Source organism: Streptomyces smaragdinus, from assembly GCF_009604385.1.
Classification (GTDB): domain Bacteria; phylum Actinomycetota; class Actinomycetes; order Streptomycetales; family Streptomycetaceae; genus Streptomyces; species Streptomyces smaragdinus.
The window spans coordinates 1-24,876 of sequence record NZ_WEGJ01000005.1 but is presented as its reverse complement, the minus strand read 5'-3'; the positions used below and the strand labels follow the sequence as shown (position 1 = coordinate 24,876).

At 69.1% G+C, this 24,876-nt stretch carries 24 protein-coding genes; 9 read left to right on the top strand and 15 right to left on the bottom strand.

From position 1 onward, the window contains the following. Positions 1–43 precede the first annotated feature (43 nt). Positions 44–403 carry a hypothetical protein gene (locus tag SRB5_RS10570; protein WP_153451319.1) on the bottom strand — a complete coding sequence of 120 codons (360 nt, stop codon included), beginning with the start codon at positions 401–403 and terminating at the stop codon, positions 44–46. Between the two features lie 298 nt (positions 404–701). Here SRB5_RS10570 and SRB5_RS10565 point away from each other — a divergent pair, with 298 nt between their 5' ends. Continuing rightward, positions 702–1,550: an acyltransferase gene (locus SRB5_RS10565; RefSeq protein WP_153451318.1), complete on the top strand. Its 849-nt coding sequence runs from the start codon at positions 702–704 to the stop codon at positions 1,548–1,550. 100 nt (positions 1,551–1,650) lie between these two features. Here the strand turns inward: SRB5_RS10565 and SRB5_RS10560 are convergent, their stop codons facing one another. From SRB5_RS10560 to SRB5_RS10535, 6 genes are all read right to left on the bottom strand, one after another. Then, entirely contained in the window at positions 1,651–2,712 is a 1,062-nt protein-coding gene (locus tag SRB5_RS10560) for an NAD-dependent epimerase/dehydratase family protein (RefSeq protein WP_323377672.1), read from the bottom strand. Positions 2,713–2,716: 4 nt separating this feature from the next. After that, a complete protein-coding gene (locus tag SRB5_RS10555; RefSeq protein ID WP_153451316.1) occupies positions 2,717–3,433 on the bottom strand; it encodes an IspD/TarI family cytidylyltransferase in 717 nt (238 codons plus the stop codon). A 3-nt stretch (positions 3,434–3,436) separates the two neighbouring features. After that, entirely contained in the window at positions 3,437–5,083 is a 1,647-nt protein-coding gene (locus SRB5_RS10550) for a CDP-glycerol glycerophosphotransferase family protein (protein WP_323377671.1), read from the bottom strand. 491 nt (positions 5,084–5,574) lie between these two features. Continuing rightward, positions 5,575–6,327 carry a hypothetical protein gene (locus SRB5_RS10545; protein WP_153451315.1) on the bottom strand — a complete coding sequence of 251 codons (753 nt, stop codon included), beginning with the start codon at positions 6,325–6,327 and terminating at the stop codon, positions 5,575–5,577. Between the two features lie 13 nt (positions 6,328–6,340). Further along, on the bottom strand, positions 6,341–6,706 hold the full coding sequence (locus tag SRB5_RS10540; protein ID WP_153451313.1) for a hypothetical protein: 366 nt from the start codon (positions 6,704–6,706) through the stop codon (positions 6,341–6,343). A gap of 124 nt (positions 6,707–6,830) precedes the next feature. After that, complete coding sequence (locus SRB5_RS10535) at positions 6,831–7,973, bottom strand: cellulose-binding domain-containing protein (protein ID WP_153451618.1); 1,143 nt, start codon at positions 7,971–7,973, stop codon at positions 6,831–6,833. A 346-nt stretch (positions 7,974–8,319) separates the two neighbouring features. Between SRB5_RS10535 and SRB5_RS10530 the strand changes: the two genes are divergently transcribed. Further along, a complete protein-coding gene (locus SRB5_RS10530) occupies positions 8,320–9,909 on the top strand; it encodes a DHA2 family efflux MFS transporter permease subunit (protein ID WP_153451312.1) in 1,590 nt (529 codons plus the stop codon). Positions 9,910–9,961: 52 nt separating this feature from the next. On the opposite strand, the gene SRB5_RS10525 is transcribed toward SRB5_RS10530, so the two are convergent. The 4 genes from SRB5_RS10525 to SRB5_RS10510 form a co-directional block, all read right to left on the bottom strand. Continuing rightward, on the bottom strand, positions 9,962–10,378 hold the full coding sequence (locus SRB5_RS10525) for a hypothetical protein (RefSeq protein WP_153451310.1): 417 nt from the start codon (positions 10,376–10,378) through the stop codon (positions 9,962–9,964). A 26-nt stretch (positions 10,379–10,404) separates the two neighbouring features. Then, entirely contained in the window at positions 10,405–11,649 is a 1,245-nt protein-coding gene (locus SRB5_RS10520; protein ID WP_153451309.1) for an amidase domain-containing protein, read from the bottom strand. 2 nt (positions 11,650–11,651) lie between these two features. Then, the gene (locus tag SRB5_RS10515; RefSeq protein WP_153451307.1) at positions 11,652–11,972 is read right to left on the bottom strand and encodes a hypothetical protein; all 321 of its coding nucleotides are present in this window, start codon (positions 11,970–11,972) and stop codon (positions 11,652–11,654) included. Between the two features lie 136 nt (positions 11,973–12,108). Continuing rightward, entirely contained in the window at positions 12,109–13,011 is a 903-nt protein-coding gene (locus tag SRB5_RS10510; protein WP_323377670.1) for a chitosanase, read from the bottom strand. 284 nt (positions 13,012–13,295) lie between these two features. Between SRB5_RS10510 and SRB5_RS10505 the strand changes: the two genes are divergently transcribed. Genes SRB5_RS10505 through SRB5_RS10495 form a run of 3 tightly spaced genes read left to right on the top strand, consistent with a single transcriptional unit; the run spans position 13,296 to position 17,556 of the window. Beyond that, positions 13,296–14,087, top strand: coding sequence for a hypothetical protein (locus SRB5_RS10505; protein ID WP_153451304.1), 792 nt, complete (start codon positions 13,296–13,298; stop codon positions 14,085–14,087). After that, positions 14,084–16,282, top strand: coding sequence for a glycosyltransferase (locus SRB5_RS10500; protein WP_407703898.1), 2,199 nt, complete (start codon positions 14,084–14,086; stop codon positions 16,280–16,282). Before SRB5_RS10505 ends, SRB5_RS10500 begins: the two co-directional genes overlap by 4 nt. Next, a complete protein-coding gene (locus SRB5_RS10495; protein ID WP_153451302.1) occupies positions 16,279–17,556 on the top strand; it encodes an acyltransferase family protein in 1,278 nt (425 codons plus the stop codon). Before SRB5_RS10500 ends, SRB5_RS10495 begins: the two co-directional genes overlap by 4 nt. A 10-nt stretch (positions 17,557–17,566) precedes the next feature. Here the strand turns inward: SRB5_RS10495 and SRB5_RS10490 are convergent, their stop codons facing one another. After that, the gene (locus tag SRB5_RS10490) at positions 17,567–18,262 is read right to left on the bottom strand and encodes a TetR/AcrR family transcriptional regulator (RefSeq protein WP_153451301.1); all 696 of its coding nucleotides are present in this window, start codon (positions 18,260–18,262) and stop codon (positions 17,567–17,569) included. 83 nt (positions 18,263–18,345) lie between these two features. Here SRB5_RS10490 and SRB5_RS10485 point away from each other — a divergent pair, with 83 nt between their 5' ends. After that, complete coding sequence (locus SRB5_RS10485; protein ID WP_153451299.1) at positions 18,346–19,200, top strand: SDR family oxidoreductase; 855 nt, start codon at positions 18,346–18,348, stop codon at positions 19,198–19,200. Between the two features lie 19 nt (positions 19,201–19,219). Here the strand turns inward: SRB5_RS10485 and SRB5_RS35855 are convergent, their stop codons facing one another. Continuing rightward, entirely contained in the window at positions 19,220–19,846 is a 627-nt protein-coding gene (locus SRB5_RS35855) for an ATP-binding protein (RefSeq protein WP_194292893.1), read from the bottom strand. 182 nt (positions 19,847–20,028) lie between these two features. On the opposite strand from SRB5_RS35855, the gene SRB5_RS10475 reads away from it, so the two are divergent. After that, positions 20,029–20,847: a helix-turn-helix domain-containing protein gene (locus tag SRB5_RS10475; RefSeq protein ID WP_153451298.1), complete on the top strand. Its 819-nt coding sequence runs from the start codon at positions 20,029–20,031 to the stop codon at positions 20,845–20,847. Next, a complete protein-coding gene (locus SRB5_RS10470; protein ID WP_153451296.1) occupies positions 20,844–21,056 on the top strand; it encodes a DUF397 domain-containing protein in 213 nt (70 codons plus the stop codon). Before SRB5_RS10475 ends, SRB5_RS10470 begins: the two co-directional genes overlap by 4 nt. A gap of 598 nt (positions 21,057–21,654) precedes the next feature. Here the strand turns inward: SRB5_RS10470 and SRB5_RS10465 are convergent. Beyond that, positions 21,655–21,996, bottom strand: a complete 342-nt coding sequence (locus SRB5_RS10465; protein WP_153451295.1) for a hypothetical protein — start codon at positions 21,994–21,996, stop codon at positions 21,655–21,657. Between the two features lie 45 nt (positions 21,997–22,041). Between SRB5_RS10465 and SRB5_RS10460 the strand changes: the two genes are divergently transcribed. Next, positions 22,042–22,491: a hypothetical protein gene (locus tag SRB5_RS10460; RefSeq protein ID WP_153451293.1), complete on the top strand. Its 450-nt coding sequence runs from the start codon at positions 22,042–22,044 to the stop codon at positions 22,489–22,491. 586 nt (positions 22,492–23,077) lie between these two features. Here SRB5_RS10460 and SRB5_RS10455 read toward each other — a convergent pair. Next, the gene (locus SRB5_RS10455) at positions 23,078–24,565 is read right to left on the bottom strand and encodes an IS4 family transposase (RefSeq protein ID WP_228389949.1); all 1,488 of its coding nucleotides are present in this window, start codon (positions 24,563–24,565) and stop codon (positions 23,078–23,080) included. Positions 24,566–24,876: the final 311 nt, after the last annotated feature.

The following is a 24,876-nucleotide window of genomic DNA, read 5'->3' as shown; positions in this document are numbered from 1 at the left end:
CCGGTCACGCCGGGCCGGCGGAGGTCAGCCCGCTACGGGCGGGTCACTCGGGGCGGAACGGCGTGAACCGCACCGAGCGCATCTTGAGCCGCTCCGAGGCGTGCCCGGTGTGGGGGCGCAGGGTGAAGGAGTCGCCGTCGCAGTTGAGCCCGGTGTAGACCGTCGCCCATTCGTCCGTCCGGTTGAGCGGACTGTGGGCCGGTTCCGCCAAGGGCCTCGTCACGTCCCACAGGGTGAGGCAGTCAAAGCTCCCCGGATCCAGCAGCATGCGGGTCGTGACCTCCCCCGTCGGCCCGGAGAAGCGATAGAAGAACTCACCCGTCGCGGCCTCGGCCGAAGTCGGCAGGGAAACGACGAGGGCCAGGGCGCCCGCGGCGGCGGCCAGGGTGTTACGGAAGCGCATACGCGCCGTCCTTTCGAGGAGTGCCGGTGCAACGCCCTTCCGCTACCCGGTCAAATGTCCGCATATGCATGGATTGGGCCGGACGAGGTAATCCCCCGTCAACCCAACGGGAATGTTTCTCCGTTCGCGCCGAATTCCCCCCGTAAACAGCCCGACACGGGATCGCCTATCGCCCCGATCACACCAATGTTCGATAGCACAAGCATCTGATAGGTTGTGCCGAACACGCAGGCTGGAACGGAGGTACGAGAGGCTTGTCCGACCGCCATCCGGTCGTGACGCACCTCTCTCAGACGCGATGCTGCAACTGCACAAGCTCGAGCGTTACAAGGACGATCAGGGAAACGAGATCGTCTACGACGGCGAGATCCGCGAAGACAAGATCGATATCCGTATCAAGGGCGGCTCGAACAACAAACTCACGATCAGCCCGCAGGCGGATATCCGGGACCTCCTCGTCATCTTCACCGGAGACAACGGCGAGATCGAGATCGGCCCCACCACCAAGAAGCGCGCCGGTCTGCGCTTCGAACTGCGCTGCGGACACGACTCGCAGATCCGGATCGGCGAAAACGTGGGATGCGCGGGACGCACATTCCTCTCCGCCGTCGAAGGCGTGTCGGTGACGATCGGCGACGACGTGATGTTCGCCAAGAACATCGAGGTGCGCGGCGACGACACCCACCCGATCTACGACGTGCGCACCGAGAAGCGCGCGAACCCCTCGCAGTCGATCGTCGTCGGCGAGCACGTCTGGATCGCCAAGCACGCGGTCGTGATGGGCGGCGTCACCATCGGCAACGGCTCGGTGATCGGCTTCCGCAGCATCGTCACCTCGGACATCCCGAACAACGTCGTCGCGGTGGGCGCGCCCGCCCGCGTCGTCCGCCGGGACATCGCCTGGGAGCGCCCCGAGGTCGTGCCGCGCAAGCCGAACGAGGAGTACCCGCGCAAGGGCGAGAAGTCCGCGAAGTACTGGAACCTCACCGACGAGGACGCCCCGGTCAAGCCGGTCGTGCGCTCGAAGCCGCGTTCCGCGGCCCCCGCCCGCCGGCCCGGCAAGCGCTACCCGGCCCCGGTCCGCATCCTCGGCAAGTGCGTCCCGGCGTCCGTGCGGCGCAAGATCAAGGCCGCGCTGTCCGCCTGACGGACACCGTACGAGAGCCCGGCCGCGGATCGCGGCCGGGCTCTTGCATTGACCCGCTCGACGGTGAACCCCCGGCCCGGGGGTTCACCGGAAGAAGCCGTCAGCCCTCGAGCGTCGACTCCAGATGCGTGACCATCCGGTCCAGCCCGGTCGGCAGATCCACCACCGGCCGCCAGCCCAGCCCGGCCAGCCGCGCGCTGTCCAGGCCCTGCTTCTTCGCCATGCTGTACGCCCGCGCGTCCGCCTCGTTGGTGAACCGCAGCTCCAGCCCGCGCTCCGGGCGGACCTGCGTGAACAGCTCCGCCAGCCGCCGGATCGCCACCATGCCGGCCGGGTCCGCGACGTTGTACGCGGTCTCGTCGCCGCGCAGCAGCGCGTAGAACATGCCCGCGATCGCGTCCGCGACATAGGTGTACGTCCGCATGCCGGAGCCGTCGCTGTTGAGCACGATGTCCTTGCCGGCCACCACGTTCGCCGCGAAGTCCGCCTGCACCCGGCCGTCGTCGAGCGCCATGCCCGGCCCGTAGATGTGGCCGAAGCGCACGACGCGGGAGGTGATGCCGTACTGCGCCTGGTACGTGGCGCAGATGGTCTCCGCGGCGCGCTTGCCCTCGGCGTAGCAGGCCCGGGGGTTCAGGATGTCGAAGCCGCCGTAGCTCTGCTCGCCGATCAGCTCGGTGTCCTCCGGCTGCACGCCGTACACCTCGGCCGACGACATCAGCACGAAGCCTCGGCTCTCCTTCTCGACGCACAGGTCGAGGAGGTTGAAGGTGCCGAGCAGGTTCGCCTTGATCGTCGCGACCGGCTGGCCGGCGTGCAGCGCGGGCCGGGCGGCGCTGGCGCCGTGGATGACGTAGTCGAGCGCGCCGGGCAGTTCGAGCGGCGCGGACACGTCCTGGACGACCAGATGGAAGTCCGGCCGGTCGAGGATGTCCGCGAGCAGCCGCCTGGCCTTGTCCCCGTTGCGCACCAGGCCGTGCACGGTGATGCCGAGGTCATGCCTGTCGTTCAGGGCGAGCAGGGTGTACACGGCGTACGACGGGAGCATGCCGCTCGCGCCGGTGACCAGCACGGTCGTACCGGCCAGGTCACGCCACGGCAGGTCGCGGCCGAGGATCTCGTCGAGGTCGCGGGCGACGACCTCGCTGGAAACGGTGCTCACTGGTTCACACACCCGCGATCTGCTGGTTCTCGATGATCTCGAAGAACGTCCGGCAGAGGTAGAAGTCCTCGGCCGTCGTGATCTTGATGTTCGAGCGGGGGCCGACGACGCGGTAGATCTTGCGGCCGTAGCGGTGCATCAGGGAGCACGAGTCGATGGTGTCGTGCTCGTCCTCGGCGACCGCGCGGTCGTACAGCCCGAGGATCTCGCCGAGCCGGAAGCTCTGCGGGGCCTGGGCGGCGTAGATGTGGTCGCGCGGGATCACGTCGTCGATGTGCTCGTGCTCGCTGGAGACCACGGTCTCGTTGAACTTGGTGCACGTGATGGCGGAGCCGTGCTCGCGGACGGTCTCGATGTTCGCGGTGATCAGGGCCGCGTCGATCAGCGGGCGCACGCCGTCGTGCAGCAGCACCACGGTGTCCTCGGGGCACTCCGCGGCGACCGCGGCGAGCGCCTTGTGCCGCGACTCCTGGCCGGTGGCGCCGCCGTCGACGAGCCACTTGACCTTCTCGATCTCGTAGCGCTTGAGCAGCTTCTCCATGTGCGGGCGGTACTCGGGGAGTATCGCGATCGCGATGGCGTCGATGTCGGGGTGCGACTCGAAGTGCTCGAGGGTGTGGATGATGATCGGCTTGCCGTGGATCTCGAGGAACTGCTTGGGCAGGGCCCGGCTGTTCATCCGCGAGCCGATACCACCGGCGAAAAGCAACGCTACGTTCATGACTCAAACCTCCGACTGGTCGCTGAGCGGCTCGTCACTCGCTGCTGTGTCGTCCGCGGCGGGGTCGAGCCAGTCACGCTTGCCGCCGGTCTTCCGGTCCTGGGGGTCGCCGAGTATCAGCCAGTCGATGACCCGGTCCGCCGAGTTGGCGTCGACGTGGTCGAAGTTCTCCCGGCGGAAGGTCTCGATCTTCGACAGGTCGTAGTCCTCCTCCTGGAGGGCCTTGAGCAGGTCGTCGAACGTCGTGACGATCTTGCCGGGGGCCACCTCGTCGTAGTCGCGGTGGAAGCCGCGGATCACCGAGTAGGTGTCCTTGTCGTACGCGTAGAACAGGATGGGCTTGTCGAGCAGGGTGTACTCGTAGATCACGGACGAGTAGTCGGTGATCAGCACGTCGGTGACGTGGAGCAGGTCGTTGGTGTCCGGGTACGACGCGAAGTCGATGAGCCGGTCGGAGTACTTCGCCGGGATCGGCGGGGCCTGGTCGATGAAGTGGTGCATGCGGAACAGGAAGACGTACTTGTCGCCGCAGGCCTCGTAGAGCTTCTCGAAGTCGATGCGCTCGTACGGGTAGTGGGCGTCGCCGATGCTCTTGCCGCGGAAGGTCGGCACGAACAGCACGATCTTCTTGCCCTTGAACGCCGGGTTCTGGGCGTAGAAGTCGTCGACGACCTTGGCGGTGCGCTCCTTGTCGAGGAACGTGTCGATACGGGGCAGGCCGGTCGGGATGACCGCCTCCTCCTCGATGCCGAACGCCTCGGCGTACACCGACCGCAGGTGCTCGGACCCGGTGATGACGTACGTGTACTTGCGGTGGGCGTTCGTCAGCTTCGGGGAGCCGTAACGGCCGAAGCGGCTGTAGCCGACCGACTTGAATCCACTGCCCGCGTGCCAGAGCTGGATCAGCTTGGTGTCCGGGGAGATACCGAGCTTCGCGAGGAGCCCGAAATAGTCGTCCATCAGCACGATGTCGGACGTCGCCAGCAGATAGATCACGCGCAGCGTGCTCCATTTGTTGGCGGTGTCGGGAATCCGGAACGAATAACGGAACGAGAATTTCTTGTCGAGCTCCCGCTCCACCATACGGTCGTGGACCCGCAGCAGATTGCCGCCGAGCGCGGTGCGCATTTCGGAGGCGAAGAGAATGCGGTTGCCGCGCGGCGGGTTGAGCCGGCGGGCGATGTGGTACAGGTTGTTCGCGAGCTTGCGGCGGCGGGCCTGGGGTATGAACTTCAGGCCTATTCGCTTGCCGAGGGACTTCTTCTTCGGCGCGGGCGCCGCGGCGACGGCCTTCGGCGTGCTCGCACCGGGCGAGGAGGCGGCCGGCTTCGCGCCCGCCGGCGCCTTCACCTTCGGTCCGGCGGGCCGGAAGAGCTGATAGGCCCGCATCAGGAACTCGGGGTTCTCGTCGTCGTCCGAGATGCCGAACTGCACGACGTACACCGTGCGGTTGCCGTCGTAGAGGAACGTCCGGGAGTCCGAGTCGAGCCGGTCCGCGTTCCGCAGGTCGAAGTCCGCCGGGGGGAGCTCCGTGTCACCGTCGTACGCCACGAAACGCCAGGTCCCGTTGGGCACCTGACGCCGGCTCTCGAAGTTGGTGACGTTGATCTCCAGGCGGTGCCGGCCGTCTCCGATTGGCCGAGAATTCACCGGGAATTCACGCTCGTTGTCAACAATCCGGAAACGAAGCGCACTAGAGTCTCCGGCATAGTCCGAGACGACTACATCAAGAGCAAGGTGGATTCGTTCCCAAGAAATCGCCGCTATTGAGCAACGTGCCATCATCATCCTTCGGTCCGTGATCCGCCGCATCGGCATAGCGGTGGGGCCATCGCGCGACGGCACCTCGGCCTGCCCGCGCCTGGGGGGCGCCAGGGATCATATCGCAGGAAGCGACAACACCCGAAAGCCGTGACACAGGTCACGCTTGTTGCGGTTGTGTGGATGCCCCTCGGTGTGATCGTTTTTAAGGCTATGCGGCGAGTTCGAGGACTGGGCCATTCTGGCCCGTTCTGACCGGATTCCGTTGAGCGATGCGGGGATCTTGCCCCGCTGCCCGGAATATCGCGCACTGAATTCACTCGACTACCCACGGTCATTTGACGGCGTAGTGCGGAAGCGACGCCCGGCGTGTGACCGCGTCACCAGCCGGCAGTCGGCCCCCCGCCGTGCTGCCCGACCGCGGGCCCCGGACCGGGCTCCGGACCCTGCCCGCCCAAGCCGTCGGGCTCCGAACGCGAACCGTCCCGGGAATCCGGCCCACCGCCGCCGTCGGGTGTGGGACCGCCCTCTCCGCGCTGCCGGTCCGGCCCCGGGCCGGTGTCGGGGCTGCCGCCGGGGGTCTTCCCGGTGTCGGTGCCGGCCTCCTCCTCCGGCATCGACATCTGCTGCAGCGCGTACGCGAGCTCCGCGTCCGCCTGGGCGAGTTCGGCCATTCGCTCCGTGACGATCTGCGTCCACGCCACCTCCGCCCCCACGATCTCCGCGAGGATCACGGTTCCCGTGAGCGGCCCCAGGGCGCGCGCCATGGCGGCGAGGTCGCACTTCGCCTTCCCGTTCGGTCCGATCCGGAAATGCTTCCGCTCCGCGTCGTGCACCACCGCCCGTAACGCCTCCTGGCGCCCCGCCAGGGACTGGCTCCCCGCGAGGAGCAGACGCGAGACGTTCGTCGCGTACTGCTCGGCGTCCGGATACGTCCGCTGGATCCCGGCAGCGGTGGTCGCCCACGCCTCGTGGGACTCCCCGCTCCACCCGGAGTGCTCGGTACGCGCCCGATGCCCCGAGTAGTCGGCACCGAGCCGCCCCATCTCCTCACCCATCCGCCGCCACGCGGCCGCGGCCGTCTCCAGCACGGTGAAGTCGGTGGCCATCGCTTCCTGTACGGTCCGGTTCATCCCCCGCGCCCCCTCAGTACCCGTCGAGCGCGCTGCGCCGATGTCCGGAACCGGGCGCCACGGCGATCGCCCCGAGCCGGTCCCCGCTCGCCCTGTCGTTCGCCCCGTGCGCGTCGGCGGTCCCCTGCAGCGCATCCGCCTCGGCAAGTACGGCCTTCACCTGACGGGCGGGCCAGGAACCCCACCCCTCCAGCAGTCCGGCCAACGCGGACGCGGTCCCGTACCCCCGCAGCCCGTGCGCCGCCGCCCGCGTCTCCTTGTCCGCCCCGCTCCCGCACGTCGCGGTGTTCGGCGCCTGGCTCTCCCGCAGCCACATGCCCTCGGTCCGTAACACCTCCGGGCTGACCACCAGCCCGGCCCCCGGCCCTTGCGGCTCCATCCCCGTCCCCCGTTCGTCGCTGACTCCCAGAAGCTGCGATAAACGGTAAAGCAAGATACTTCGGGACGGGAGAGGGCATCTTCACCCCCGGAGGGCCCCGCCCGAGGACGGGGCCCGGGGCGCGTCAGCAGCCGATCGGCGCCGACGCCACCGCGACGTCGTCGTACCACAGGGTGTCGTCACCCTGTCCGTAGCTCTCCCATCCCAGCCGCAGCCCCGTCGGACGGGGCGCCGTGGACCGGGACAGCCACTGCTGGTCGACGTCCTGCGTCGGGACGCCGTCGACCCGCAGACCCGGCACGTCCACGTCGTTCAGCCAGGTCTGGATCCCCGGCGACGAGGTGCTGACCGAGAAGCGCAGGCACTGCCAGCCGCCCGTCGGCAGCGGCCGGCTCAGCGCCACGCCCGCCGGGCTCTGCGCGGGGAGCGTCGCGTCGTCCGTCTCCCGGTTCCACTGCAGCGCGCCGTTCTGCCCGCCGACGCGCAGGGCCCGGCCGCCCTGCGAGGAGTCGGGCATCGAGACGAACGTGGTGTGCTGCGCGGGGAGCGCGGTCGTGTGCCGCACCCACATCCGTACGTACATCGTCGGGCCGACGGACGACAGGTCGCGATTGGCGGCGACGAAGACGTGGTTGCAGTACCCGGCCCGGCCGTCCACGCGGACCGACTTGCCGCCGCTGTGCGCGACGGACGTGTCGACGGTCGCCGTGCCCGAGCCCGAGCAGTCGGGGGAGACGGTCGTCCACTGGCCGGAGGGGGTGGTGCCGGTCTGATCCTCGAAGCCGGAGCAGAAGACGGCGGTGCCGCAGTCGACGGGGGTGGGGTCGTCCGTCGGGTCGTCGGTCGGATCGTCCGTGGGGTCGTCGGTCGGGTCGTCCGTCGGCGGCGTTCCGTCGGCGGTGCACGGGACGCCGTTGAGGCTGACGACGGTCGGCGACGGGTTCGACGTGCTCCACGTGCCCTGCACGCCGAACTCGACGGACGCGTTGGCGGGGACCGACGCGTTGTACCCGGCGTCCCGCGCGGTGACGGCCGTGCCGCTCTGGGTCACCGTGGCGTTCCAGCCGGAGGTGATGTGCTGGTCGCCCCCGTAACTCCAGGTCGCGGTCCAGCCGTTGATCGCGGAGCCGAGATTGGTGAGCTTGACCTGGGCGGTGAACCCGCCGTTCCACTGATTCGGGGTGTACGTCATGGAACACCCGCCGGCGGCGGCCGCCCCCGGCGCGGGCACCCACACGAGCGCCGACACCACCAGGGCGAGTGCCATGACCGGCCACAACCACGGTCTGACGGCAATCCGCCGCGTCGAATCGCTCACGAGAACCTCCTGAAAACTGTGGGGGTTGAGGTATGGGAGCGCTCCCACACTATGGAAGCCAGACAATGTCCCTGTCAATGACACGAGACCCCGCCCCGGCACAACGGCCAAATCGACATTGCGCCCCCGACGGGCACGATGTTGTACTTCGTCGGTACGATTTTTGCCCGTCCGTGCGCGGTCGACCCCAGAGGTCGCCTCGTCCTGCCGGTCCCGCCGCCCCGGCGCCGGCCCCCGGGCACCGATTCCACGTGACAAACCGTCTGCGACCGACCGACCGATCGTAAGGAAAACGATGTCCACCACTGCCACCGATACGGGCAACGCCGCCGGGCCGCCCGGCGAGGACGACGACAAGATAACGCCCGACATACTCAAGGTCGCCGGTGCCGTCGTACTCGGCATGATCATGGCCATCCTGGACACGACGGTCGTGAACGTCGCTCTTCCGACGTTCCTCACCGAGTTCGAGGTCGACGCCTACTCGACGGTGGCCTGGTCCATCACCGGCTACACGCTGGCCCTGGCGGCCGTGATCCCCGTGACCGGCTGGGCGGCGGACCGGTTCGGTACGAAACGCCTGTATGTGGCGGCGCTGGCGCTGTTCACCCTCGGCTCGATCCTGTGCGCGTTCGCCTGGAGCATCGAGGCGCTGATCGCGTTCCGCGTGCTGCAGGGTCTGGGCGGCGGCATGCTCGCCCCGCTGGGTATGACGATCATGACGAAGGCAGCCGGTCCGCACCGTATGGGCCGGCTGATGGCGGTTCTGGGCATCCCGATGCTCCTCGGCCCGATCGGCGGCCCGATCCTGGGCGGTTGGCTGATCGACGCCGTCTCGTGGCACTGGATCTTCCTGATCAACCTCCCGCTGGGCATCGTCGCGATCATCTACGCGATCGTCGTCCTGCCGAAGGACGCGCCGGAGCCGAGCGAGACGTTCGACGTGGTCGGCATGCTCCTGATGTCGCCGGGTCTGGCGCTGTTCCTGTACGGCGTCTCCTCGATCCCCGGTGAGGGCACGGTGACGGCGGCGAAGGTCCTGATACCCGGGCTGATAGGTCTGGCGCTGATCGTGTCCTTCGTGTTCTGGGCGTTCCGGCCCCAGCATCCGCTGCTGGACCTGCGGCTGTTCCAGGACCGCAACCTGACGGTCTCCACCCTGGTGATGTTCCTCTTCGCCGGCTCGTTCTTCGGCGCGATGCTGCTGGTCCCGACGTACTTCCAGCAGGTACGCGGCGAGGACGTCCTCACGGCCGGTCTGCTGGTCGCCCCGCAGGGCATCGGCGCGATGGTCACGATGCCGATCGCCGGCATCCTGGCCGACAAGTGGCCGGTCGGCCGGATCGTGCCGCTGGGCATGGTGCTGATCATCGCGGGCATCACGGGCATGGCGCTGAACTCCGGCGTGGACACCCCGTACTGGCGCCTGATCCTCTGCCTCTTCGTCATGGGCCTGGGCATGGGCTTCGCGATGATGCCGACCTTCACGGCCGCGCTGAAGACCCTGAAGGCCCACCAGGTCGCCCGCGGCTCGACCCTGATCAACGTCATCCAGCAGGTCGCCGCCTCGGTCGGCGTCGCGGTGATGTCGGTGGTCCTGACGAACCAGCAGAACGCCTCGGAGGCCTTCAAGGCGGCGAGCGCCCTGGCGAACGCCGAGGCCACCAAGGTCGCACCCCCGGCCTGGGCGACGGAAACGGCGAAGAAGCTGGGCGAGGCGTTCCAGCCCACGGCCCTGTCGGACCTGGCGGACGCCTTCGTGACGACGTACTGGGTGGCGGCGGCGGCCCTGGTGATCACCCTGATCGCCACGGCCTTCATGCCCCGCAAGCTCGAGAAGACGGACCCGCTGTCCAAGACGACGGCCCCGCCGGTCATGCACTGAGCCCCCTGGCCCCACCGGAACACCGGCCGCCCACTCGGGCGGCCGGTGTTTCTCATTGAGCGCCCGGTACGAAGGTCACGGCGGGGTGCCAGACCAACCCCCCGCACACAGGCCCCTCGTGCGACCCCGCCTCCAGGTGCGTCAGCACCACCGCGACCCCCAGCGCCACCACCGCGAACCACCCCACCGCGGCGAACGCGACGGCCGAGCGCGGTGTCCGCCTCCGGAGGGTGAGCGGGACCGACACCGCGGCGACGGCGGCGGTCAGGCCGCCGTAGGCCGCGGCCCAGATCGTCCACGGGATCGGCAGCCAGGCGCAGCCGCTGGACTCGCGGTGGGTGTGGGCGTTGGACAGGCCGACGAACACGGCGAACAGCGCCCACGCCAGCAGGACCAGCGGGCCCACGGACAGCGCGGCCAGCCGGCGGCCTCCGGAGAGCGGGGGGTCGGCGTCGGGGGATCGGGTCACGGTGGGTCCTGGTGGGGTCGGAGGGCTCAGTACCAGTCGGGGTGCGGGCGGACGAAGCGCAGGTTCTGCTGCCCCTCGGCCTCCACCGCGTGCGGGGTGCGGCCGTCCAGGCTGATGTTCTGGTGGGGGTCGGAGTGCTGGGTGTACTTGATCTCCCCGTCCGGCATGACGGCGGTCACCACGGCCGCGTGGTGGGTGTCGCCCCGGGCGATGCCCTCGTTGGGGCCGGCCTGCTCGAAGTACACGATGTCGCCGGGCCGCACCTGGTCCCGGGTCAGCTCCTCGCCGCCGTGGCGGAGCATGAAGTTCTGGTTGGCCTCGGCGTTGTCCCGGTTGTCGCCGACGTACAGATGCTGGTCCAGCCAGTTCCAGCCGGTGCCGGTCTCGATGCCCCAGTCGTCGTCGCCCTTGACGCCGGTCCAGAAGCCCATCTTCTTCTCCATGCCGCCGGCCAGCAGCGCCTCGGAGACGAAGTTCGTGCAGTTGTTGCCGGTGTCGATCCGGTCGGCCTTGTCCCAGTGTTCGAGGGCGAACGCCACGGTCTTCGTCCGGTCGAATTTCCCGTCCTCGCCGCGCATCTCCTGTTTGACGTCCTCGGGGATTCCCTCGAGATTCACCAGGGCCACCGGCTCGGCCAGCATCAGGTCATGCCGGTCCTTCGCGCTCAGCGAATTCCACCAGGCCCGTACGGTCACGGGGTCGGCACCGGTCGGAATCGTCGCCGCGAGCTCGGACATCTCGACGTGGGACGCCTCCTCCTGCAGCGCCAGCGCATCGTCCGGATTGACGATACTGACCGCGTCCCGGAGTTTCGCCAGCTCGTCGTGAGCCATCCGGTCCGCGTCGTACGCCTGCTTGAAGGCCTGCGAGCGCAATTCGCTCACTTCGTGGACGATGTCCTTGTGTTCCTCCACCTCGGGGAACATCACATAGCCGTCGTGATCCAGCTCGATCCCGTAATTCCGCGCCAGCGTTACGGCACCGTTCAGCGTGTCCTGGGCCGTACGCATATTGGTGGCCAGCCCCACCAGCACCATCTTCACCGAGAACAGCAGGTCGTAGGCCGAATCCAGCTGATCCGCCAGGGTACGTAACCGCTCCGCCGCCAGCTGCCCGGTCGCGTCCGCCCAGTGCTCGTCCACCTTCGCCGCGTGGTCGTCGCGGATGTCCCGCGCCGCCTGATACGCGTACTTGGCGAGCACCTCGTACTCCTCGGCGGCGTTCGTCCACTGCTCGGGCCGCGCGTTCAGGAGCCCCGCGTAGGTCACCATGCTCAGGAACCCCCGAGCCCGTCGGCGCCGTCGATTCCGCGCAGCAGCCCCTGCACGAATACGTCGTTGTTGGTATGCCCTTGCGCCGCCGACTGCAGATTCGTTCCGATCGCCGCCATTTCACCGACCAGCGCCTGCATATGCGTCTCCCAGGCCCGCGCGCATTCCCCCAGTACCTGCGCGCTTTCCCACCCGGATTGCACGGCATCGCTCCCGTCGAGGGAATGCGCGATCCGGCCCTGCGCGTATCTGGCCTCGGCCTGCAGATCCGCACCGACTCGCTTCACCTTGTCGGCGCGGATGTCGATATCCCCGTGACCCACGTCAGCCCCCCTGACATACGTGCGTTCGATACCCGTCGCCACGGTAGGGGGGCGGGGCGGACCCCACCATCGAGAGCACGTCTGGTTTCGGCAAAATCCAGGTCAACGACACCGCGGATTCCGCCGGATTCGCACGTCAGGACGCCGTGAACGTCTCCCCGTCGACCTCCCACCGCAGCGGGGTGCTCAGCCCGAGGTTGCCGTCGCGCAGGAACCGCCGCAGGGTCGTGTCGACGCGGCCGATGTCGTCGCCGCCCCTGGTGGCCTCGATGGCCGCGCGGTGCACGTCCAGGAAGGCGTTCAGGTACTCCTCCTCGGAGCCGCCGTCCGCGGGGGTGTCGGCCTTGTCCAGGGCGCGTTCGCGGAGCTCGTAGAAGCCGTTGGCCTCGGTGCCCGGACCGTGCAGGACCATCGCGTCGTAGTAGGCGAGCTGCCCCAGGGCGCCGAGGCCGTCGAGCTTGGCCAGCCGGACCGCGGGGTCGAAGTAGACGCGGTCGCGCTCCGCCTCCTGCGCCGCGCGGAAGTCCTCCGACTTCGCCTCGGTCCGCCAGGCTTCCGGGAAGCCGGGGTCCAGGCCCTCGTGGGAGTCCGTACCGTCCACCTCGCGCAGGGCGGGGAGGTACTCGGCCAGTCCGTTGCCGGGGTACTCCTCGGTGTATCCCTCGACGAGCTCGAGCAGGTCGTGGGTGCCGGTGCAGTAGCCGAGGATGCCCGCCGTATAGCCGCGTCCGTCGCCGGTGTCCCGGATCGAGCCGTACGTACCGCGCCAGTCCGTGGTGGAGTTCACGGCACTCGCCACGATCTGCTGCGCCAGCTCCTTCTTGGCGGACGCGGCGAGCCCGGCCGGCAGCCCGTCGATCACCTCGTCGTCCTCGGAGCCCTCGGCCGCGCTCTTCGCCTCCTCGCGCGACCCCCGGTCCGCGGAGGCGGCCGACCGGGCCGCTCCCACGCCGCCGGAGTCCGCGGGCACGAAGAGGTACGCCCCCGCGGTCACGAGGACGGGGACGAGCGCGAGAAGCAGGCAACCGGAACGTTTCACGGCGCTCACAGTAGCCGCGAACCACGGCACCGGAACCGGATCACCCCTGCGGGGTACGGCACTCCGCGCCCGACACGCTTCGGTATCGCCCGCCAGATCTGTATGTAAATCGCATCGGCGAAAGGGATACGATGCCGACGCACCGGTGTGTTGCCTCTCGCGGCCACCGGATGCGGCGACAACGGCGACCGATGACCCTGGGTGTTCGCCCTCGCCACACATCGTGACCGACTCTGGATCGTATTCGCGCCCGATCCGAGGTCCATGGGGAGGTGCGCGTCCGAGTGGACAGCTGGTTCGGCGACAGCCCATCCGGTCAGCAGGCGGCGGGGGACGAATCCGACGCCCCCGAGCCCGTCGACATACGGCCGGATCCCGACACCGCACCCAAGGACTCCCCCCGCCTCCTCGACGACGTCACCATCCAGCTCGAGGCCGTGTCCATCAACGGCCGGCTCCTCGGCCGCCCCGACCGCCCGGACACCGCGTCCCCCGACGCGCCGTCCCAGCAGGACGGTCCCGTCTTCGTGGACTCCTCCGGCCGCCGCAGCCGCCGCTTCCGGCTCCTCGGCATCGTCGTCTGCGCCGCCTGCGCCGTCTACGCCGTGGTCCTCGTGACCACGATGGTGTCGGGGAACTCCACCGCCCCCCTGCTCCCCCTCGTGGAACAGGAACAGGCCCAGGAGTCCCCGGCCGAGGACGCCGACCTCTCCCCCTCCCCCGACGCCTCCCCCACCGGCTCCGCGAGCCCCTCCGCCGACCCCTCCGCCTCGGCGACCCCCTCCACCCCGCCGCCGAACGCACAGGGCGACGACCCCGGCCCCACCGGGCTCCCGCGGCAGAGCACCTCCCCGAAGCCCACCACCCCCTCCGGCGGCGGCCAGTCGCACCCGGCCACCTCCCCGAGCGCGGCGCCGACCACACCCGGGAACGACCCCGACCCCACGGACGAACCGGACCCGCCCGCGAGCACCACCCCCACGACACCGCCCTCCCCCGCCGGCAACGCCGTCGTCGACGGACTCGGCTTCCTGTGGCCCGGGGCCACCGACACCCCAGAGAACAACACCCTGTGAGCTCACCGATCCCCCGCCCCGGCGCCTCCCGAGGCCGCCGGCGCCGCCCGCGCGGCACCATGCTGCCGCTGCGTTTCGTCCTGCCCTCGCTGGTCCTGGCCGCCATGATCGTGATGCTGCTGCTGCGGGGCTACGTACACAGCGAGATACTCGCCGACCACCGGGTCCAGCCGCCCACCGCCACCGACCGGGTGCCGGCGGAGATACTCGAGGGCGGGCCGGTGATCGACGCCCGCGGCGACGAGCTGCACAGCATGAGCGTCCCCGACCACCGGCTCGTCCTCACCTTCGACGACGGCCCGGACCCCACCTGGACGCCGAAGGTGCTCGACGTACTGAAGAAGTACGACGCCCACGCGGTCTTCTTTGTCACCGGCACCATGGCCTCCCGCCACCCCGGCCTCGTGAAACGCATGGTCGACGAGGGCCACGAGATCGGTCTGCACACCTTCGGCCACCCCGACCTGGCCCTGCAGACCGATCAGCGCATCAACTGGGAGCTGTCCCAGAACCAGCTGGCGATCAGCGGCGCGGCCGGCGTCCGCACCTCGCTCTTCCGCCCCCCGTACTCCTCCTTCGCCGACGCCATGGACAACGCGACCTGGCCGGTCGCCGAGTACATCGGCCGCCAGGGCTACCTCACCGTCCTCAACAACACCGACAGCGAGGACTGGAAGCGCCCCGGCGTCGACGAGATCATCCGCCGCGCCACGCCCAAGGGCGGCAAGGGCGCCATCGTCCTGATGCACGACTCCGGCGGCGACCGCAGCCAGACCGTCGCGGCCCTCGAACGCTTCCTGCCCGGCCTGCAGGCGGACGGCTACGAATTCCGGAACCTCACCGAGGCCCTCGACTCCCCCAGCGCGCTCACCGAGGTCACCGGTACGGACCTGTGGGTGGGCCGGGGCTGGGTGTTCGTGGTCCAGGCCTCGGAATGGATCACCGGCATCCTGGCGGTCGGCCTCGCGATCGTCGGCTCCCTGGTCATCGCCCGTTTCGTGATGATGCTCGTCCTCGCCGGCGCCCACTCCCGCCGCGTCCGCCGCAAGGGCTTCAGCTGGGGCCCGCCGGTCACCGAACCGGTGACGGTGCTGGTCCCCGCGTACAACGAGGCCAAGTGCATCGAGAACACCGTCCGTTCCCTGATGGAGAGCGACCACCCGATCGAGGTCCTCGTCATCGACGACGGCTCCACCGACGGCACCGCCGGCATCGTCCAGGCGATGGGCCTGCCGAACGTACGGGTGATCCGCCAGCTCAACGGCGGCAAACCGGCCGCGCTCAACCGGGGCCTGGCGAACGCCCGGCACGAGATCGTCGTGATGATGGACGGCGACACCGTCTTCGAACCGTCCACCGTCCGCGAGCTCGTCCAGCCCTTCGCCGACCCGAAGGTCGGCGCCGTGGCGGGCAACGCGAAGGTCGGCAACAAGGACAGCCTCATCGGCGCCTGGCAGCACATCGAGTACGTGATGGGCTTCAACCTGGACCGCCGGATGTACGACATCCTCGGCTGCATGCCGACGATCCCGGGCGCGGTCGGCGCGTTCCGCCGCTCCGCGCTCGAGCCGATCGGCGGCATGAGCGACGACACGCTCGCCGAGGACACCGACGTCACCATGGCCCTGCACCGGGCGGGCTGGCGCGTGGTCTACGCGGAGAACGCCCGCGCCTGGACCGAGGCCCCGGAAAGCGTCCAGCAGCTGTGGTCGCAGCGTTACCGCTGGTCGTACGGCACGATGCAGGCGATCTGGAAGCACCGCCACGCCGTGATCGACAAGGGCCCCTCGGGACGCTTCGGCCGGGTGGGGCTGCCGTTCGTCTCCCTGTTCATGATCGTGGCGCCGCTGCTGGCGCCGCTGATCGACGTCTTCCTGATCTACGGGATCATCTTCGGCGACACCGGGAAGACGATCCTGGCCTGGCTGGGCGTCCTGGCCGTCCAACTGGTCTGCGCGGCGTTCGCGTTCCGGCTGGACCGCGAGCGGATGAGGCATCTGGTCTCGCTGCCGCTGCAGCAGGTCCTGTACCGCCAGCTGATGTACGTCGTGCTGCTCCAGTCCTGGATCACGGCCCTGACCGGCGGCCGGCTGCGCTGGCAGAAGCTGCGGCGGACGGGTGTGGTGGGGGCACCGGCCGGCACGGTGCCGCAGCAGCGGGGGCGGCACAGCGATGATCGGAGGCCGGTGGGATGAGCGGGAGACATTCGGGGGGTACGGAGCCCTACGGGGCGCCGGTGGACCCGTACGGGGTGCGGCCGTACGCCGGGACGTGGCAGCCGGCGACACCGCCTCCGGCTGTCCCCGCGCCCGCTGCCTCTCCCCCTCGCGCGAAGCCGGGGCGTGACCGGTACCTGGACCTGCTGCGCTCGATCGCCCTGGTCCGGGTCGTGGTCTACCACGCCTTCGGCTGGGCCTGGGTGACGGTGGTCTTCCCCTCCATGGGCGTGATGTTCGCCCTGGCCGGCTCACTGATGGCGCGCTCCCTGAAGCGCCCGGCGCCGGGCGTGATCCGCGGCCGCATCCGCCGCCTGCTGCCCCCGCTGTGGGCGTTCGGGGCGGTGGCGCTGACGCTGCTGCTGACGAATGGCTGGAACCCGTCGAAGGACCCGGACGAGGGCGGCACCTGGGCCCTGGTCAAGCTGCTGAACTACCTCATCCCGATCGGCGCCCCGACCTACCCCCTGGAAGCCGGCTCCCCGGTGGACTGGCTGGACGCGTCCTGGGCGGACGACGCGGTGGGCCCCCTGTGGTACCTCCGCGCGTACCTCTGGTTCGTCCTGGCCTCCCCGGTTTTGTTGTGGGCATTCCGCCGGGCTCCCTGGCCGACGCTGCTGGCCCCGCTCGCCCTGACGGCGGTCATCGGCACGGGCCTGGTGACGATCCCCGGCGAAACGGGTGACGCCCTCACCGACTTCGCGGTGTACGGCGCCTGCTGGATCCTGGGCTTCGCCCACCACGACGGCCTGCTCCACGAGATCCCGCGCTACGTGGCGATCTCCACCGCATCCCTGGTGATGGCGTTCGGCCTCTGGTGGGCCTCGGGCCACCTGGGCCCGGACGGCTGGGACCTGAACGGCATCCCCCTGGCCCAGGCGACCTGGTCCTTCGGCTTCGTGGTCATCCTGCTCCACTACGCCCCGTCCTGGCGCGAACTCCCACCCCGCCTGGCGAAGTGGGACCCGCTGGTAACCCTCTCCAACAACCGCGCGATGACGATCTACCTCTGGCACAACCTGCTGCTCCTGGCGACGGTGCCGCTCATCGACTTCGGCTACGACCTCCCGTTCATGCAGAGCGACCGCGCCTCGCACGCCCTGGACATCACGTCGAACGTCTGGATGTTCGCCCTGGTCTGGCCCCTGCTCGGCCTGACAATCCTGGCAACGGGCTGGGTGGAGGACCTGGCGGCGAAGCGCAGACCCCGCCTGTGGCCGAACGGCACGGGGCGATCGGCCGGGAGAGCCTGAGAGCCGACGCTCAGTCGCCGGCGGCGATGGCGCGCTCAAGCCATTCGAGCATCAGCGCTCGTTCGGCGTCGCTCAACGCGTCGAGCTCGGGTATGAGCGCGCGAAAAGTGACCGCGGCACCCACCGGCGTATCAGCCGGCAGCGTCGGCGCGTCGGTCAGGATCGCGCGGGCGACCGCGTCGTACATCGCGTCGGCGAGGCGGGGATCGCGGTCGGCCGGGTCAAGCGCGAGCAGGGTGAGCACCGCACCGCTGCCGGCGGCCTGGATCATCTCGACCGCACGACGCTCGCTCACCGCGAGCCGCCCCTGCTCCGCCACCCGGCGGACGCGCTCACCGAGGACCTCGCGCCCGGCGTCCATCGCCGGTGACGTACGCGCCCGGTCGGGATCGCTGAAGAGCGCGAACAGCGCCGGATTGGCCAGCGCGAAACCCACGTGCGCCTCCCACCCGGCGCGGAGGCCCGCGATCGGATCCGTGACGGCCGGGGCCTGCGCCTTGGTCGCCACGTACGCCGCCATCTCGTACTCGGCGACGCCGTCGAGCAGACCGTCCTTGTCCCCGAACCAGCGGTAGATCGCGGGCGGCTGGACTCCGGCCTCCTGTGCCACCGCGCGGGTGGTGACCGCGGCGACACCCTGCTCACGCAGGAGCCGCGACGCGGCCTCGACCACGGCGGTTCGGGAACGTTCGGATGCGGCAACCATGGTTCCAACGTTAGCAGACTCTTGATATCGGCGATATTCCAGCGCTAACATCAAAATGTTTCCATCGATACCAAGGAGTCCAGATGATCGTCGTCACCGGCGCCACCGGGCAGCTCGGATCCCGGATCGTCCAGCAGCTTCTCGACCGCCTCCCGACCGACCGATTCGCCGCGAGCGCGCGCACACCGGAACGAGCGAAGGACCTCGCCGACCGCGGCATTCAGGTCCGCCACGGCGACTACACCCGGCCCGACGCCCTCACCACCGCCTTCACCGGGGCCGACCAGGTACTGCTGATCTCGGCCGGGACCACTGGACCCGAGGCGATCGCCCAGCACACACACGCGATCCACGCCGCAGCCGAGGCGGGAGTACGCCGAATCGTCTACACAAGCCATCAGGCCGCCGCCCCGGCCTCCCTCTTCGCCCCGATGCCCGACCACGCGGCAACGGAACAGCTACTGGCCGAGTCGCCGGTCGACTTCGTCGCCCTGCGCAACGGCTTCTACGCCGGCACGGTGCCGCGCCTGCTGGGACCGGCCCTGCAGACCGGTGAGCTGACAGCGCCGGCGGACGGCCCGTTCTCCTGGACGAGCCACGACGACCTGGCCCTGGCAGCGGTCCGCATCCTGCTCGACGAGCCGGAGCTCACCGGCGCGACCGCCCCTCTGACCGGACCGGCCGCACTCGATCTCGCCGACGTCGCGGCACTGCTCAGCCACTCGTCCGGGCGCACGATCCGCCGAGTCCTCACCGAGGACGAGGAGTGGGTCGCCGGCCTGATCAAGCACGGCGTCCCGGACGACCAGGCAAGGATGCTGCTGGGCATGTTCCACGCCGCCCGCCACGGCGAGTTCGACGTCGTCGACCCGACTCTCGCCGACCTGATGGGCCGCCCGGCAACGCCGTTGGAGACAACACTGCAGGCGGCGGGGTGACCGTCCGGCCACGCCGGACTCACCGAGCAATTCCACCTGCCGCAGCAGTCCGGTCGGCACTGTCGGCCCCAGAAACCACCACATCGAACGAAGCCCACACGGCCTTACCGAGAAAGCCCACCGAGGTCCCCTGCCGATCGGCCAGCGCCCGCACGAGCATCAGCCCACGCCCACTGCCCTCGTCCACCGAGGGACACCGATCCACCGGCACGACCGGACACCCGTCGGAGACGGCGATCCGCACACACCCCTGCCCGTACGAGACCTCAACACCGAACCCATCCCCACCCCCGCCCGCGTGCAACACGGCGTTCGCCGCCAGCTCAGACAGACACAGCACCATGTCGTCCACCCGCTCCCCCACACCCCAGGCCCTCAGCACCCCCCGCAGAAAACCCCGCGCGGCCCCAACAGCCCCGGCCTCCAGCGCAAAACTCTGCCGCTCGACGCGCTCGACGCCATCCCCCCGCCGCTCACAGGAACCGGACCGAAGCACGGAGGCCAACACCAGGGCCGTAGCCATGTTGCAGCGCCCCAACTCGATCAGCACGAGCGGCCCGGCCCCGGCATACGAAACAACATCCACCCCCAGGGAGGGCAACCGAACCCCCACCCCTTCAAGCGCCTCCCGCAGTTCGTCCCGCACCCACTCGGCATCCCGCGCCCGACCCCCGACCACCGTCTCCAAACCCGCCGCTGCTCCATACACTGCCGTTCACCCATCTCACCACTCTGTGTGACTTTCCTCTCACAGAATGGCGGCGTCGGCATACCCTCACCAGGGGAAATCCATTTCCAACACCCCTGGAAAGCAGGCGAATTGCACGCATGAACGAACCTTCACCCGAGCCGGCGAACGGCCTCGAATGGTTCGGCCGCGAGCTGGAGGCCGCCCTCGAACACAAGGGCGCCAAGCAACGAGAACTGGCCGAGTTCACCGGCTACAAGGAGCCGTACGTCTCCAAGGCCAAGACCGGCAAGGCCCTCCCGTCCATGCACTTCGCCAAGGGCTGCGACCGCTTCTTCAACACGTCGGGCTACTTCACGCGGTTGCTGGTCAGGGTGAGCGAACGCGGACACCCGGGCTGGTTCGTGCCGTACATCAACCTGGAGAAGCAATCCAGCCAGATCGAGGACTACTCCAATGCCCTGATCATGGGCATGTTGCAGACTTCGGCCTACGCCGAAGCCACATTCCGGGCCACGCACCCCCGCGAGACAGACGACCAGATCAAGGCCAGGGTTGAAGCCCGGCTTGCCCGTCGCGGAGTCCTCGAGCACGATGACCCTCCGCTCCTGTGGGTCATCCTGCACGAATCGGCACTCCGAACCGAGGTGGGCAACCGAGCCGTCATGGCCGATCAACTCCGACACCTTGCTTCGGAGGCAGGAAACCCCCACATCACGCTACAAGTGCTGCGCTTCAGCGCGGGCGCCCCGGCATCGTCCCTGCCATTCATCCTGCTGACCCCCGCCGACGGGGCTACAGTCCTGTACTCGGAGAGCAGGGGACAAGGACACGTCACGGACTCCGCCGCAGCGGTTGCCGACGCGCGCACAACGTACGAACGCATGCGGGCATCCGCTCGCGACCCCGAGGAATCCTTGGCCCTGTTTCGAGACATCGCGGAGGAGTACGCCAGATGACCAGCACGCACACCCCCCGACTGCAGCGTTGGGTCAAGAGCACGTACAGCGGCGGCGAAGGCGGCAACTGCATCGAGTGGGCCCCGGACCACGCCCGCGCCACAGGCGACTACCTGATCCGCGACAGCAAAGACCCCAACGGCCCCCACCTGACCCTCACCCGCGAAAGCTTCACCAGCCTCGTCGAATTCGCCAAGAACTACGGGTAACCACGCCCTGCCCGCACCAAGATCGGCGACACCGCCACACGGCGGTGGCCGCCCGCCTAACTCGGCTTCGAAACTCGCGGAGGGCACGTCGGACAGCTGCACAAGCAACCTTCGGCCGGGGCCACGTAAGAGGTGGAGGCGATCGGGAATTCCCGAACCCACCGCACCGACGAGGTCCCGCCGACCGCACCACTGTACGGGGACGTTCTGGGCCGGCGGGTCCCCGTCGCCCACCCTCGGCCGCGCTCTGGTGGAGCCCACCCGGTGACCACATGCCGCCCATCAAGACCGTCGGCCTCCCCCTCGGACTCACCCCGTCCCTGAGCGGTCCGAGACCGCCGCCCTCCACGCCACCGAGGACTGCCCCTACCTGCGCAAAGCGACCCAGGTACGCGCCGTCACAATCACACTGAACGGGGAGACCCTGACCCGGCTGTGCCCGCACGACCACTGCCGCTGGCCCCTCCCCCGCAACCACCCCTGGCCGGACTTCCTCCGCGCCCTGGACGCCATCGCGGCCCTCCACCCCGACAACAACGACCCCACCAGACAGCTGCCGCAGGAGGCTGAGGTCGCCGAGTCCGCACGCATCCTGGCATCAGGAGACTTCCCGGACCACGAGGAAGGCACCGACGCCGGGAGCCGTCACGAGACAGCCAGAACCTGCCGGCACCATCTGCGGCACGCCTGGCGGGCCACCCAGCACCGGCTCAGCACTGCCGGCGCCGCACTCGCCGCCTGCCCATGGCTGCGCACCTGGGCCGCCCCCGCTCTGGCCGCCCAGGCCGAACTCTGCGAACAGCAACGCCGCCTTCTGGCCCGCTTCTACCAGCCTCGCGCCCTCGCCGAGGCAGCCGCCGTCACCGCACTCCCCGAACCCGAGCCCGCCCCCGACACCGGCCTGCAGGTCTTCGGGCAGGACGCCCCGCAGGTACTGCACCGACTCTGGGAGGCGTGGCGCGAAGGCGCCCGCTGGAGCGCCGCCGTGCCGACCGACGCGGCCCTGGACGCCCAGGAGGAGCTCCACCGGGCCCTCGGCCGCCGCCGCAACGGCCGCGCCGCAGCCGAAGCCTGTCTGAACAGACTCACCGAATCATGGACCCGGCAGTCCCGAGACCGTGCCGTCGAGGAATCGGCACACCGCCCCTGGCGGCTGATCGCCGTCCAGATCCCGCCACGCAGCGACTCCGTGTACGACGTCGAGGCACGCGATCCACTCACCCCCTGGCACCTGGCAGTCATCGCCGTCTACCAGACGGCCGTCGACTGGGACCGCGCCACCGCCGCCCTCTGGGTCCCGCACGGCATCGCGACGCAACTCCTCACCCCGGCCACCCCCATGACCACGATCGACCTCCTGGCCGACCCCACCGACTGGGCTGCCCCCGCCGCCACCCTGCTGGCCACCTGGAACCCGGCACCCGACACCGCCTGACCGGAAAGCCACGGACCGCCCCACCTTCGGCCACCGCAAGAAAGTGAAACGGCTGCACAGGCCGTCGCCCCACACCACGCCGAAGCAGGAAAAGACCAGCTCAGAGGCCACATGACCACACCACCCGGGTACGCACCACCGCGTTGATCCCGCGCATGTCCCACAACGTCCCCCAACACAGAGACTCCCGGGACAACTCACCCCCGCACCCACCGCCGTCGGCCGAGAAAAGCCCAGCTCAACGCCCTGCTGACAGCTAACTGCACACGACAACGTGAGCCGTTGCTGTTTTGGCATGCACAAGAAAGACCCCGACCGGCATTTCTGCTGGTCAGGGCCTTGATCCGGAGTGCCCCCGGCAGGGAGCCCAGACCATTGGAACCAGAGAATCCACAGCTCAGCACGGGCGCACTGACCATTTGCGCAATCATCCCGCTCAACCCGTAACACCGGGCTCAGTGGCGGTGGGGGCTGCGGCTCAGATCTTAGCCTCGCGCTTTCACGCGGCGGGCTGTCCGACTGGTGATAGCGTAGGCAGAAAGTGCCCCTGACCAGCAATGCCGGTGAGTTAGTGCGTCGGTGCAGGTCAGGTGGGGTGCTTGGTGACTTTGAGTGTGTAGCGGACGTTACTGGGAGTGCGGGGCTGGTCTCGCTTTCTGACCTCGAAGGTGTTCTTGGACGGCTTCTTGATGCGTTGGCACTGCCGGTTGCGGCGGGGCGGGAGGAGGGCGGCCAAGAGCTCTGTGGTGATCTCGCGGTGGGCGGCGGCCAGTGTGATGGCGTCTGCCGCGGCCTGGGCAGCGACGGCCAGCCGGGCGACCTGCACGGTGACGGTGAAGGAAATCCGGTCGGGATCGGTCCCGCCGTGTTCTGCCGTGCGTGTCTGCAGTGCGCACAGTGCCTGGTAGACGGTGAGAAGGGCGTAGATCTCCTGGCAGACCAGTTCGGGCGCCTTGGAACGCAGGATGAATCCGGCGCCGCGCAGGCGGTTCTTCAGTTCCGCGAATCCGTTTTCGATCTCCCACCGCTGGTGATATGCCGTTGCCAGCTGGTGGGCCGGGGCGAGGCGGTGGTCAAGCAGGCTGGTGACCAGCCGGAACGTCTCGGTGCGGGGCGGGCCGGCCTGCGGGCGGACGGTCACGGTGTACTCGATGATCCGCACCAGGTGTCCCTGGGGCGGCTCGGCCAGGGTGCGTCCGGCCGCGCGGGCCTGACCGTGGCGAATGTTCTCGGCGGGCGTGCGCATGATGGAGAGGTAGGACCCGTCGGACAGCACCCGCAGCGGCACGAAGACCAGGTTCTTCTTGATCCGCCAGGCCAGGTGGGCGCCGGTGGCGCGGGCCAGGCCCCACAGCTGGTGTCCGGCGAAGTTGCGGTCGGCCAGCAGCAGCATGTCCGGTCGCAGGGAGGCCAGCAGCCGACGGGCGAGCTTGTGCTCGCTGAACTTCGCCACAGCGTCGAAGGCCGCATCGACCAGGGCATGGGTGCCGCACTCCGTCAATGCCATCAGGCGGACCTGCGGGTGTCCGCTCTGGTTGACACTATCCTTGCCCGTGAAACCGAACTCGGCTGCGTTTGCCGGGGTGTCGGGGACATCCAGCGCGGTGCCGTCCCAGGCGACCAGCCTCAGCCCGAAGGCGAACGTACCTGGAGTGAGGGGTGTGGCCAGCGTGCCGCACCGCCGCTCGAACAAGGCCTGCAGCGGTTTGTCGCCCAGTCGCTGTCGGGCCCGTGTCAGGGCCGAACTGGTGGGCAGCCGCTGCACGCACAGGCCCGGCAGATGCCGCAGCTTCTCCGTCAAGGTGCGTAGGACCGATCGGTATCCCGGCGGTCCGGCACTGTCGGCGCTGCTGAACAGGCACAACGCCAGGACGAAGTAGACCACTGCCCGAGCCGGCATCAACCGGCGGCGACGCTCGCCGCATCCGGTCAACTCCACTACCTCGTCGATCAGTTCAGGGCTGATCTCCTCGGTCAACACGCCGAGGCGGATGCGTTCGCCAAAGCGGCGGTCCAAGGGCGCCACCAGCCTGTTCGACGGGGGCCGGCTGACCTTGGCGATGGCAGACGGCATGCGGACGATGGCACACTGAGTATCCAACGGAGTTCCTCACGGACAGTCGGATCTTGGTCGATCTTCTGTCCTACCGGGAACTCCGTTGTCGCGTCCCGGCCTCCGCAAGCACATCACCAGAAGTGACGAATCGCGCCACGTCGCCAGGGGAGGGCCTGTCGCGTGGTTTGTGTATGCCCGGTATGACCGGTTGGCATCAGAGTGACTGGTGCCGGGAAGGATCATCATGGGCAAGGCACGTGGCTCCCACAACAGTTCGGACATCGTACGCACGGGAGCCGAGTTGATGCAGCAGCAGGAGAAGGACGCGG